This window comes from Calorimonas adulescens (assembly GCF_008274215.1).
Classification (GTDB): domain Bacteria; phylum Bacillota; class Thermoanaerobacteria; order Thermoanaerobacterales; family UBA4877; genus Calorimonas; species Calorimonas adulescens.
The window spans coordinates 64,498-77,698 of the sequence record NZ_VTPS01000006.1 but is presented as its reverse complement, the minus strand read 5'-3'; the positions used below and the strand labels follow the sequence as shown (position 1 = coordinate 77,698).

General features: G+C 40.9%; 12 protein-coding genes. 3 read left to right on the top strand and 9 right to left on the bottom strand.

Going from position 1 to position 13,201, the window contains the following annotated elements; translation table 11 throughout:
* The first annotated feature begins 44 nt into the window (after window positions 1-44).
* Window positions 45-236, top strand: a complete 192-nt coding sequence (locus tag FWJ32_RS05330; protein ID WP_149544942.1) for a ferredoxin — start codon at window positions 45-47, stop codon at window positions 234-236.
* Window positions 237-266: 30 nt separating this feature from the next.
* Here the strand turns inward: FWJ32_RS05330 and FWJ32_RS05325 are convergent, their stop codons facing one another.
* Window positions 267-1,328, bottom strand: a complete 1,062-nt coding sequence (locus FWJ32_RS05325; protein ID WP_149544941.1) for a stalk domain-containing protein — start codon at window positions 1,326-1,328, stop codon at window positions 267-269.
* 174 nt (window positions 1,329-1,502) lie between these two features.
* Here FWJ32_RS05325 and FWJ32_RS05320 point away from each other — a divergent pair, with 174 nt between their 5' ends.
* On the top strand, window positions 1,503-2,837 hold the full coding sequence (locus FWJ32_RS05320; protein WP_149544940.1) for an MATE family efflux transporter: 1,335 nt from the start codon (window positions 1,503-1,505) through the stop codon (window positions 2,835-2,837).
* Between the two features lie 163 nt (window positions 2,838-3,000).
* On the opposite strand, the gene FWJ32_RS05315 is transcribed toward FWJ32_RS05320, so the two are convergent.
* Entirely contained in the window at window positions 3,001-3,585 is a 585-nt protein-coding gene (locus FWJ32_RS05315; RefSeq protein ID WP_149544939.1) for a Uma2 family endonuclease, read from the bottom strand.
* Window positions 3,586-3,989: 404 nt separating this feature from the next.
* Between FWJ32_RS05315 and FWJ32_RS05310 the strand changes: the two genes are divergently transcribed.
* Window positions 3,990-4,811, top strand: coding sequence for a hypothetical protein (locus tag FWJ32_RS05310; RefSeq protein WP_149544938.1), 822 nt, complete (start codon window positions 3,990-3,992; stop codon window positions 4,809-4,811).
* 66 nt (window positions 4,812-4,877) lie between these two features.
* On the opposite strand, the gene FWJ32_RS05305 is transcribed toward FWJ32_RS05310, so the two are convergent.
* From FWJ32_RS05305 to FWJ32_RS05275, 7 genes are all read right to left on the bottom strand, one after another.
* Window positions 4,878-6,293, bottom strand: coding sequence for an MATE family efflux transporter (locus tag FWJ32_RS05305; protein WP_149544937.1), 1,416 nt, complete (start codon window positions 6,291-6,293; stop codon window positions 4,878-4,880).
* Window positions 6,294-6,439: 146 nt separating this feature from the next.
* Entirely contained in the window at window positions 6,440-7,318 is an 879-nt protein-coding gene (locus tag FWJ32_RS05300; RefSeq protein ID WP_149544936.1) for a beta-1,2-mannobiose phosphorylase, read from the bottom strand.
* Between the two features lie 14 nt (window positions 7,319-7,332).
* Entirely contained in the window at window positions 7,333-8,241 is a 909-nt protein-coding gene (locus FWJ32_RS05295; protein WP_149544935.1) for a beta-1,2-mannobiose phosphorylase, read from the bottom strand.
* A gap of 13 nt (window positions 8,242-8,254) precedes the next feature.
* A complete protein-coding gene (locus tag FWJ32_RS05290) occupies window positions 8,255-10,132 on the bottom strand; it encodes a beta-galactosidase trimerization domain-containing protein (RefSeq protein WP_149544934.1) in 1,878 nt (625 codons plus the stop codon).
* Window positions 10,133-10,150: 18 nt separating this feature from the next.
* Window positions 10,151-10,987, bottom strand: a complete 837-nt coding sequence (locus FWJ32_RS05285) for a carbohydrate ABC transporter permease (RefSeq protein WP_149544933.1) — start codon at window positions 10,985-10,987, stop codon at window positions 10,151-10,153.
* On the bottom strand, window positions 10,974-11,852 hold the full coding sequence (locus FWJ32_RS05280) for a carbohydrate ABC transporter permease (RefSeq protein WP_149544932.1): 879 nt from the start codon (window positions 11,850-11,852) through the stop codon (window positions 10,974-10,976). The genes FWJ32_RS05285 and FWJ32_RS05280 overlap by 14 nt, the downstream gene beginning before the upstream one ends.
* Window positions 11,849-13,174: an ABC transporter substrate-binding protein gene (locus tag FWJ32_RS05275; protein ID WP_149544931.1), complete on the bottom strand. Its 1,326-nt coding sequence runs from the start codon at window positions 13,172-13,174 to the stop codon at window positions 11,849-11,851. The genes FWJ32_RS05280 and FWJ32_RS05275 overlap by 4 nt, the downstream gene beginning before the upstream one ends.
* Window positions 13,175-13,201 lie beyond the last annotated feature (27 nt).

Below are 13,201 nucleotides of genomic sequence, written 5' to 3'. Positions count from 1 at the left end.
GAAAGCAGGATAATTAAAGCAGAAATCGAGAGGAGGAATTGTAAATGAGACTGTATGTAGATGAAGAAAGCTGCATAGGCTGCGGCGACTGCATATATACATGCCCAGAGGTATTCCACTGGAATGAGGACGGCACCATGGCCTTAGCCATTGATACAGATATACCGGCGGAGTTTGAAGACCTGGCAGGCCAGGCCATGTATAACTGTCCCGTAGAGGCCATACATGAGATGTAAAAGGCCTGGGAATAGTCCCCAGGCCTTTTCTTACCAGTCAGCTCCATCCTCATCAAAGTTTACAAGGGTATTGCCATCCGAGTCTACTATCTCACCGACGATCTCATAATTATCATCAAAATAGTCATAAGCAGCGTCAATTATGTCATCTATCCAGTTATCAGCACCCTTGGTATCATAAACACTTTCCCATTCGTCAAGATACTCACCGGGTACAGTGACAGTTATATATATCCTCTCCCTGCTCTTGTTGCTTGTAACGTCAAAGTCCACCTTCATACTACCAAATGCTGAACTGTACCAGTCAAGGTCATCGCTCAGATTCTTGTCCAGGTAATACTCCAGGTCATCAGGATCAGCAACCTTATTAAACGTGACCTTGAGCTTGCTGCCCGATGATTCAAACTCTACCAGTGTATCATCACTGTCGCTGTCCACTATCTCGCCTGAAAAGTCAGCATCGGGATACTCATCCTGAACATAATCATATATGTCATTCAGCCAGTCCTCTATATCGCCCTCATCTGTATTACTCCATCTGGTGCCGTCCTCGGACAAATCTATCTCTATAGTAAGTTTCAGGTCATCGGCATCTCCACGGGCATCAAAGCTGAAGTCCATCCTGTTCCAGGTGGAGTATTCATCATCCAGGTAGTCCTCAAGGTCTGAGGCTGTTTTCTTGCTTTCTTCCTGGTTCTTCAATTGAGCCTCCAGTTCTGCTATACGTGCAGCCTTTGCAGCATTATCGCTCTGCAGGCTTGCTATGGTGGCATCCTTCTGGGCTATCTGCGCCTTCAATGAATCCACATCAGCTGTAGAACCTGAAATTATCACCGAGTAGCTATTCTGGTCCCATGTCACCTTTTGGCCCAGAGCCTCACTCACCAGCCTTATCGGTACATACACGCTGTTATTATACATCAAAGGCTGAGTATCTGATGTCAGGGTTTTGCCGTTGGCGACTATCTTTATACCGCCAAACCAGGCATTGATGGCTTTGAATCCGCCTGAGGTCGCAGCAAAAGCTGCCGTAGCAAATAAAGTAGAAACAATGAGTAAAACCGCAACTAAAATAGAAAGCTTTTTTTTCATACACTATCCCTCCAGAATATATTTGGCCCCTTTGTTATCATTTCTCCATCTGTTTCCAAAAATCCTTCTTTTGTATGAGAAAATATTTTATAATAGTAGGGGGATTTTTATTCTGCAATAAAATTAAAAAGACGGACCTGGCACCAGTCAATTACAGCTTAGAAGAGGTGATTTATGAGTAAGGATAAGATAAGGAGAGAGGTATTTAACCTGGCCTGGCCTGCTATCTTTGAGATGGTACTGGAGACTTCAGTATGGATATTCGACACTGCCATGGTAGGACGCTTAAGTGCTGCAGCCCTGAGCGCCGTTGGTCTTGGCGGCCAGCTTATATATACACTTTTATTTGTCCTTTCGGCTGTGGGCGTGGGCTCTGCAGCAATGGTAGCAAGGTACTGCGGGGCAGAGGAATACGACAGGGCGGAGCGCGTACTCGGCCAGTCTTTTGTTCTTTCTATATTTATAGGTGCACTTCTGCTTACAATAACCAATGCGAGCGTGGGGTACTTTTTTAATGTGCTGGTAGGCCAGGCCGATGTGGCAAGGCCAGGCATAACATACACCCGCATCATATCCATAGGCGGGCTAATAATGGTTCCAACCATGGTCTTAAACTCGGCTTTAAGGGGCTCCGGCAATACCAGGGTGCCCATGATAGCTACACTTACAGCCGACCTATTTAATATATTTGGTGACTATGTACTCATTTTTGGAAATTTCGGTTTTCCACGGATGGGTGTCGCCGGTGCTGCAGTTGCCACGACTATATCACAAAGCCTGGCCTTCTGTGTAACTACAGGATATCTGATATTTAATAAGGGCAGCATAAGGCTGAAAATGAATAATATCATAAACCTGGACTATGCTATATTAAAGAAGCTGATATCCTTGAGCATACCCGCATCTCTATTTGAGCTTTCCGATAGTGGCAGCAGGCTCATATCCTCATTATGGCTCTCCAGACTCGGCCCTGTGGCATTTGCCGCCAATCAGGTAGCGGTAAGCGCAGAATCCGTATCATTCATGCCGGGGTTCGGGTTTTCTGTGTCCGCCTCAACCATGGTCGGCCAGGCCCTGGGGGCCAAAGACGAGAAAAAGGCTGAGCAGGCCGCCATAGAATCAGCAAAACAGGCTGTATCTCTCATGAGCATTATCGGCCTTTTATTCTTAACCATACCCTATCAGATAATGGGATTCTTCACAAACATAGGAGAGGTAAGGGAACTTGCATCAAGGTGTATAAGAATAGGAGCTTTTGAGCAGCCTACAATGGCCCTCTCCATGACACTCTCCGGTGCGCTAAAGGGTGCAGGCGACACCAAGGGGCCATTCTACGTTTCGCTTATAAGCACATGGCTTATACGGCTACCTCTCATATTTATGATAGTCTTTGTATGGAAAAAGAATATCGAATATGTATGGCTCGTTACTGTATTCCAGTTCCTAACAGAGGCCATGCTCATGGGATACAGGTTCAAAAAAGGTGGATGGAAGAAGATAGAGCTATAGAAACAGTTTTCAAATATCATCAGACTATGACCAGCGTCAGGTACACAAATAAAGGATAAACTGGCTGTGCAAAGAGAAGCCATAGTCAACCAAAAAGTCCGGGGCTTCGTAAAGAAATTCGGTCACAGGGTAAAGCTGAATTCAAAAAGGTAGTGATGCCCCTTCACTCTTTTTTGAACACCTGCTTTAGATCTACTACAAGGTCATCAAATATTCCAACCCTTACGCTGTCCTCATCCCCATACACGTATGGTCTGCCATATTTATTGTCATCTCCCATTTTAAATACCATAACAACACCATCCTCAGGGTAGACGATCCAATACTCTTTCACCCCTGCCTTCTCATAGAGACCAAGTTTTATCTTCAGGTCTTTCTTTATCGTGTGAGGTGAGACTATTTCAATCACAAGATCTGGGGCGCCTTTGCAACCTCTATCGTCCAGTTTTGCAGGGTCACACACCACTACAATGTCGGGCTGGACCACTGTATCGATATCCTCTTCACTTTCCTGCTCCTTTGGAAGTCTTACATCAAATGGTGCAGAGTAGACCTCACATGTCTTATCATGCAGATAGGCTGTGAATTGATATAACAACTCTCGCAATATAGCCTGATGCAATCTTGATGGGGATGGACTCATATTATAAGCCTCCCCTTCTACTATCTCCCACCGCTCATCTTCATCCCACTTGAGATAGTCACCATATGTGTAGCCCTTCTTCAATTCCTTTTCTGGCGTACTCATATCCGTATTCACCTCTATTATTTATTATTGCAGAAAAGAGTAAAAATTACAATAACGACATGCTTATAGGTAAATTTATACATCTGGTATAAATGCACCGCTTATGCTATCATCCTCCTTAAAATATATATCATATAGACATACTTCTTAAATAACATTGTGACAAAATAGGTCAGGATGGATACAGGAATAAACAGAATTATATTTAATGCAGGGTATTTGCTAAAAACCCCCGCTGTTGAGTGAGAAATATAAAAGAATGACAAACTAAAAATGTGTTGTATTAATTCTACATAACTTCCAAAACCCCTGCATATAAGACAAATATTTAACCTTTTGTTAACCTATTTTTCATGAAAAGGTCTTATAATATTAATATAAATAATTTTTAGGAGGGCTTAATCATGTGTAAAAGAGCCACAGTACTTTTTCTGCTACTTTTTCTGCTCCTGTTCATCCTTACCATGCCCCCTATAGCAGGTACAATGGCTGAAAGCAATGTTTCTCAGACAAATACAGGTAAGACAACAGTTATTGCGACATCTTCAGAAGATGTTACAGGGGATGGTGTTAAAGATGGTATTATCCTTATAGGCACAAGGGCCTATGGCGATAACTTAGTATTTTTTACCAATATTAATGTAAGGATAATAGATTCAGCAAATAACAGGGTTATTGATGCTGGCATAAGCGGTCTTGCCGGGTATGATCCAAAACTCTTTATCGGTGATTTTACCGGTGACAAGATAAAGGATATAATGATAAGTGCGCCGACTGGCGGAAGCGGCGGCATAATTGATAACAGAATAGTAAGTGTGTCGGGAGGTATACCTAAGGTTATATTTGAAGAGAAAGACAATTCCGGCCTGGCCATCACAGGCAAATTCGTTGACGGCTTTAAAGCTGACATCAAGGTAGAGCAGTTGGGCATGGAGTTTACTATAGACCTGCAAGCGTTTAAAGATATGTATATAGAAGGCGGCACCTACAGTAAGGATGGCAAGCTCCTCATAGACGTAGAGCCGTGGATAGACCCATTCTCTACTCTTGACCCTGTGGATTATGATGGAGACGGGACCTATTGCCTGCATGGCTATCAGAGTATTTCAGGTGTTGCACATGTCAACAGGATATCCAATGTGGAGTCTATATGGAAATATTCAGATGGCAGGTGGGTTATTGAAAACGCCGAATACTCAACATGCATGATTTCTGATGGGATGTAGCAAACTTAAAAGAGGGGAATTTACATGTGGCCTGCGTGTAGAAACATACATGGCCACATTTTTATATTATTCCTGTGTGGAAGATGATGTATTAGATTCACCCAGTATGCTCGCATGTTTCCAGAGCCCGCTCCTGTATCTCCACTGGATTACTATGGAACGCATGGTCTGGTCGCATGCAGTGGCTATCCACGCTCCTACTATTCCCCATCCAAAGTATCTTATGAATATATGAGCAAATAAAACTCTAAATCCCCACATACCTATGAGGGTAGAATAGAGCGGCCACCTTGTATCCCCGGCACCTCTCAGAGACCCTGATAATATAAACTGGGTGGACTGCATGGGTTGTACCATAGCTATTATTATAAGTGCTATGGCTGATTGGGATATTACCTCAGGGTCGGAAGTATACAGCATAGCTAACTGCCTTCCCAGGAATACAAATATAAGGGCCATTCCTATGGCTATATACATGCCTTGACGCCTGGCCTCGTAGGTATATTTTTGCGCCATATCGGGTTTCTTCGCACCAAGGCTCTGACCTGTCAGGGTCGTCGCTGCCATGCCATAGGCCTGGCCGGGGCAGAATGAAAGCCCAAATATATTTATGGCAATCTGGTGCGCCGCATACACTGTAGTCCCAAGACCTGCCACAACCCTGGCGTACATTATCTGGCCGCCGCGCAGCACAAGCTGCTCGCCTGCTGCTGGAAGGCTGATCGTAATAATTTTTTTGGTAAGTTCCCTGTCAAGGGTGTGATGCTCTTTTAAGTCCAGCCTTATGGTTTTCTCACCTCGTACCATAATATAAAGGAAGATTACCATTGCTACAGCCCTCGAAAGTGTGGTTGATATGCCCGCTCCTGTTACTCCCAGCATCGGAAAGCCAAGTTTCCCAAAAATCAGGACATAGTTGCCGAATACATTGAGCAGATTGGCATACAGGTTTACAGTCATAGGTGTCCTGCTGTCCCCAACGCCCCTGAGTATACCTGCTATGCCCATGGACACAGCCTCAAATACAATACCACCCATGACCACCTGCATATATCCCAAGCCTTCTTTTATTACTATGGGCTCTGCACCCATAAACTTATATATATCTTCTGAAAGCAATACCCCTATCAAACTGACAATTACGCCAAGCACGGATGTCAAAACAACCGTTATAAAGGTTGCATTATCAGCGTCATCCGCCCTTCCTGCACCAACAGACCACGCCACCACTGCCGTTGCGCCTACGGTAAATGCCTGAAAAGCGGCCAGGCCCATAAACACAGGCTGGTTGGTGAGTCCTATGGCCGTTATAGCCACAGGTCCATCAGGAATATGGCCAACCATCATCATATCCACCATACCGAAGAGTGTAGCCATAAGCAGCTCCACCAGGGCTGGCCAGGCCAGGTCTGTTACCTGAGTTACAATCTCGCCCCTTGACGGTTCCCTTTCAGAACCCAGTTCAGTTTCTCCATCATTCACCTGTATCCCCCCTCAACCAAAATATTAAGGGAGTACTGCATAAAAATGCAGTAACTCCCCTGTAAATCTATATATTTATAATCAGTATAGAACAATTACCTTGTGAAATCAAGCCTCAGAATCAGATGGTATATGTCAAGAATACTTTATACCAGGACTGCGCCGCCTATAACTGTATCCGCACCGCCATAATAAACGTAAATAGTATCGCCTTTAACCGCATTGCCACAGCTAAACACAACATTAGGAATGTGCCCTTCCCTCTCCCAATCCAGCTCAGGCTCTAAGATAGGCTCTTTCTGTCTTGAGATAACCTTTGATGGGTCTTCCAAGTCAAGAAGAGCCACCCCAAGCCTATACACATTGTCCTCGTCAGCTGCATGGTATATTAAAAACCAACCATCCTTCGTCTTAACCGGCGGTCCTCCAATACCCACTCTTGCACTCTCCCATGTTCCCGGGATAGGCTTTATTATAGGCTTATGGCCATACCAGCTCTTTAAATCATCAGAAAATGCTATCCAGATATTGGGATACCTTCTATGTAACATCACATATTTCCCGTTAATCTTTTCGGGAAACAAGGATGCGTCCTTATTGGGTTCATCCAACACAACGCCATGTCTCTCCCAGTCAATCAAATTCGTAGAAGTCGCCAAACATATCCTGTAATCGCCATCGAATCTACCACCAAAGGCTACATACATCATATAATAAATACCATCAATTTTCACTATTCGAGGGTCCTCTATCCCCTTCGCCTCCTGAGGTGTTTCATTAGTAAAAATAGGCTTGTCCAACCTCATAAAATTTATCCCATCTTTACTTACTGCATATCCCAATCTTGAGACATATTCACCATATTTAGCATGAGGTCCCACGTCAGTTGCTCTGTAAATAAGGTGAAACAAACCATTGTCATAAATAGCTGCCGTATTAAAAACCGCTGCTTTTTCCCACTCATGCCCTTCTTTGTCTTTAGGAACAAGCACTGGCTTATCCGATAATCTCTTCAGTTTGATCACTTTATCCACCCTTCTTAAAATTTTACTTTTTCTTTTTCAATGACTGCTACACCAATTACGGTATCTGCCGCACCGTAATAAACATAATACACACCATTTACCTCTACCGTGCCACAACTGAATACCACATTAGGCACAAGCCCATTTATTTCCCAATCGAGCTCAGGCTCCAAAATAGCCTCTCTCTGTCTTGCAATAACCCTTGACGGGTCATTTAAATCCAAAAGAGCTGCTCCTAATCTATACACGTCATTTTCATCAACTCCGTGGTATATAAGAAGCCACCCATCCTCCATTTTTACAGGAGGCCCTGCTATACCAATCTTTTTTGATTCCCATGTACCAGGTATTGGAGACATTATAATTCTATGATCATACCAAACAGTCAAATCATCAGAATATGCAACCCAAATGTCAGGCATCCTTCTATGAAAAAGCACATACCTGCCATTTATTTTTTCGGGCAAAAGCGCCGCATCTTTATTGGACTCATCAAGAACTACCCTGTGTCCCTCCCAATTCTTTAAATCATCGGACCACGCCATACATATCCTAAAATCCAACCAGCTCCTTCCCCCAAAACCTGTGTAGAGAATATAATACTTATTGTCAATTCTTGTAATTCGCGGATCCTCTACTCCCCACGCCTCTTGTGGGGTTTCTCCCTTTAAAACAGGCTGGTCAAATCTTTTAAAATTGATACCATCCTCGCTTACAGCATACCCAATTGAGGATACAAATTTATAATTTTTTTCTGGCTTCTCTGTATTTAGAATAAACTTATTATTAGAAGCCCTGTAAAACAAATGGAATTTATTATTCTCATAAATTACCGCCGCATTAAAAACTGCCTCCCTCTCCCACTCATGTTCTTTTATTGGTAACAATACAGGATTATCACTGAGCCTCTTCAGCCTGAACATATTTATACCCCCCTTATATTAAGATTGCAACTGCTCCATTCGCATTTACAGTAAAACTTTCTAAATCAATCTGCTTTCCGGTAATCAAATCTTGTATTCTCTCATTATTTCTGTTTTCTTTCACATCTTTTAAGTTTATTTTACTTTTTATATCCATATCTTCATGGTTTATAAAAATTATAAGGGTTTTATCTTCATAATCAAACTCCTTAACCTCAATATAGGGGGAGTCTACACTTACATCGTACCTTATTCCACTTAACTCCTTGGCATATCTATAGATCAAATAAGACTTGTCAGCTTTATATACATCTGGCATATAGCTTAAATAAAGTTCAATAGGATACGTGACAAGAATTGTTTTCCCATTGCCATATCTATTTACAACCACTGCTGGATGTCCCTCAGCATCATCGGCAATTACATGACCTGTTGTCGGTTTTACAAAAAGCCTTTTATTAAATTTAAGAGCCCTGTAATTTAAATCAATCTCAAGTTCCTCACAATGCATTGATACTGTCTTATTTTTGGGCACCATAGAGTATTGCGTTTTAACTCCAAATACCTCATCAAAACCTTCTATAGATATTCCGTCATATGATGTATATAAAGTGCCGCCATTTTTGATAAATCCCATAACCTTAAGCCACTGATCATAATTTAAATGCCCTTTTCTATAAGCGGAAGGCAAGATAAGCATTTTATACCTGTTAAAGTCCCCATCAGCTCTTACCAATTCAACGTCTATACCTGCTTCTTTTGCAAGTATAAAGCTATTTAAAAGGACTCTAAAATTTCTTTCTGGAGTATAGTCATCTCCCACAAATAACGCATTGTAATATTTGTCTGGAACGATTATTGCAGCATCACATTTTCTGGGATTAAGCCGTCTATATTCAATCTTATCTATAAAATCAGAAAAAGCTTTTATTTCAAGTCCTGCTTTTTTAACTCTGCCATCAGCTGCTGTTATCCCAAATTGCGTTTCAAAGGGCGTGGAATTATACGGAAGCCTTTCACCAACAGAAAAATCTCCAAAACACCACGCTATTGCACCTATCGATTCATTCGCAAGGAGACTGTAAAGCACTACCCTGTAATAATCCCCTTCTATGTTTTCGGACATCATGAGGGTGGTTGCACCAAATTCTTCGAGTAACACTTTTTTGCCGCCCATAGCCTGAGTAAGTTTAGAGGCGAATGGCGCTATGTAAGTGCTTCTTATAGAATTTACAGGATCTATACATGCGTCTGTGTAAATCGGATATGCGTGCATACACAGAAAATCGTTGCCTTCTTGCATGTCTTCAGGATAAAAATTATTATCGGTAAGAAGAGATGCCTGGTGCATTCCAAGTGTTACGGGATGATTTTTGTCGTATTTTTTTATCTCATTCGATAAGACATAGTTCCACAACCAGGCATCATGTCTTGACTCTGCTTTTACATAATTATCTGGCTCATTTGAAAGGTCCCAAAACAAAATAGCAGGTTCGTCTTTATACCTTTCTGTAAAAAATCGCACCAGCTTAAGTTGGTACCTCAACATAAATGAATCACTGTATATATTCCTACCTTCTCTCCACGGCACATCCCAATTCTCACCGCTCATGTGCCCCACAAAAAAAGTGGGAGCAATTTTCATATCCACTTCATGGCATATTTTAATGAGCTCATCAAATTTCTCTATCGCTTTTTCTGATATTACATCAGGCTTTGGCTGAAAATCCTCCCAAAAAAGATTTATTCTCATTACATTAATACCTAATCTTTTCGCCTCAATAAATTCACTTTTTATCTCATCATAGTTCCACTCTTTCCACATCTCGATACCATGATTTCTTGGCCAGTAGTTAGCTCCTATTACAAATTCATCAGTAAATTTTGTCATAACCCCACCTCCGTCACATCATTTTAAGACAAACTGTATGCCTTCTTTAAAATTCTTGCTAAAAATTATAAACAAAATAAGTATTGGAAGTGTCAAAATTACAGATGCAGCATACATCGGACCTGGATATGCACCATATGGCCCAAACATCTGTGCCAGCATAACATTCAGAGTAAGAAGGTTCTGATTATGCACAACAAGCATATCCCATAAAAGCTCTACCCACCTTTCCATAAACAAAAACAGAAAAATAACTGTGGTAATTGATTTTGACATTGGCAAAACGATTTTAAAAAGTATTTTTATCTCATTTGCACCATCTATCTTTGCGGCTTCAATTAACTCATTTGGTATCGCTTTAAAAAAATTTGTATACATAAATATTGCCCACAAGCTTACAGATTTTGGAATTATCATGCCCCAATAGGTATCATACAATCCCAACTTCCTCACTAGTATAAATGTAGGTATTAAAAGAATAATTGAGGGATAAAACATTTGAAACATAATAACATTGTTTATTGTTTTTTTACCTTTAAAAACCAATTTTGATAAGGCATAGGCTACTAATATCGCTGTGACCATCATTAAAAAAGTAGAAGAAACAGTTACAATCATACTATTAGCAAAAGCTCTAAGCCATGGTCGCGGCATAACATCGGTTCCCCCAAACAGAAGCCATATATAAGATTTCAAGGTAAGTCCTGTTGGTATTATTCTTCTATCAACTTGATCCCATGGCGCAAGTGAATTTAATATCATATATACATATGGGTACATCATTATAATCAAAACAATAATCGCTAATGTGTATAATAATACAGTTTGCAATTTTTTATTTTTAGTCCCAACCATATTTTTCACCCCAAACTTCCAATAGTTTACGAACTACTAAAATAGTAATAAATGTCACCACAGAATCAATAATTGCAATTGCAGAGCCATAACCTGCGTTTAGCTTACTAAAAGCCTGGTTATATATTTCCATCTGCCAGGTATTTGTTGAAAGTCCCGGACCCCCTCCTGTCAACACATACGGTTCTGTAAAAATACCAAATACAAGCCCAACTGCCAGTATAGTTACAGTAAACATGGCTGGGTATAAAAGCGGCAGCGTAATTTTAAAGAATCTCACCCAACCTGTTGCACCATCTATGGCAGCAGCTTCATATACTTCGGTAGGTATACTCTCTAAACCTGATGTCAGTATGAGCGAATAATACCCCATAAATTTCCACGCTATCATGACAGAAATAATCAATGGGGCAAGCGTTGATGAGCCGAGCCAATCAATATTCAAATCCCACGTGTTCCTCAGCCATACATTTAAAGCACTGTTATATGACAAAATACCTCTTACAACTATTGAGGTGGCAACGCCAGAAGCAAGGTAAGGCAAAAAATATCCTACAGAAAACAGACTTTTAAACCTCGGCAAGCTGTTTATAATAAGGGAAATTGCCAAAGAACCAATTAATACAATGGGCACAAACATTGCCATAAATTTATAAGTCACAAAAAACGCAGCCCTAACTTCTTGGCTTTTTACAGCTTTAACAAAGTTTAAAAAGCCAACATTCTCATATTGAGGCGAAATGAGATTCCAGTTAGTAAAAGATAAAAATAACGCTCCAAAGAGTGGAATTACAAAAAATATTAAACTATATAAGAGGTATGGGCTGGCAAAAAGCCAACCCAATTTTTCCTGCCTTCTTTTCATTTAAGAACCCCCTGAACAGCTTGTTTCATATCATCCCAGGCTTTTTGAGCATCTATTTGTCCTGCAACAACTGGATTTACAGCCTTCTGTCCAATTAATGTCTGGATATCATTAAATTTAACATTATCAAACGGCGGAATAGCATTAGGTATCGATTCCGCATAAAGTTGAAGCTCTGGATGATCTTTCAGATATGCCTTAAATTGTTCGTTTGTATTAACATCATCCCTTGCAGGCGGAAGGTTTGTAATTTCAAACCATTTCATATCGTTTTCAGGATTAGAATATACCCATTTTATGAACTCCATCGCTGCTTCTTGCTTTTCAAGGCTAGATTGTGCATATATTACAAGACCCTTTGTGTCAGCAAATGTCTTTACATTGTTTGTACTCATTCCATCCGGTACCGGAGGCGGTGTAAGTACATAAGTTTCATTCAATTTAAGTTCCGGATATTTGTCTTTCCATGTGCCAAATGTCCAAGGTCCAATTGTCGTCCAAACACTCACCGCCGTTTCAAAGGGATCCGTCGCCACTTGTGTCAATAAAAGTTTATTTTTTGCCATATCTTCAAGGAATTTAAGTGTAGCCACACCAGCTTTATCATCGGCAACAAGCGTATTGCCTTCTATAAATTTATTACCGTTTGATGCCGCATCATAAAGCATAAAGAAGTCAAACCATCTTTTCCACCAGGTAGAGTCAATTAAATCAGGATTTGCCCATAAATATTTATCTGGATATTTTTCTCTTAGTTTTTTCCCTAATTCAATAATTTGACTATAAGTTTTTGGGGGTTCATCATATCCTAATTGTTTTAAAATATCAATCCTCCATGCAAAGAGCATAGCGTTTGAATATATAGGCAACACATATTGATGACCATCTGCAAATTTCCATGCCTGGATTGTATCTTCCATATTTCTGCTCTTTATAATGTCATTCCAACCATCCATTGAATCAAGGGGAACTAAAGCTTTGCTATCCACAAGTTGTGCCGCAAAACCACGGGAAATGTTTTCAGAAATTGTAGGAGCATTGCCACCTGCTAGAGCCGCCTGTATACCAGCCTCAGATGATGGTGTCTCTGGCATTGGGCTTACATTTACTTTGATATTTGGGTTGACCTTTGAGAACTCTTCAGCCATTTGTTTCCAGAAAGTTTGTTGCGGAGGATTTGGAGCAGCCCAAAAATCGATTGTCACAACCCCTTCCTTACTCGTCTGTGATGCCTCATTTTCTGATTTTGTGCTAGTCCCACACCCTGATAAAAGTGATGCGACAAGGACAAAAACCAGAATGCCTTTAGCTATCTTTTTCATAAAGTGCACCTCCATCTAATTAATTTT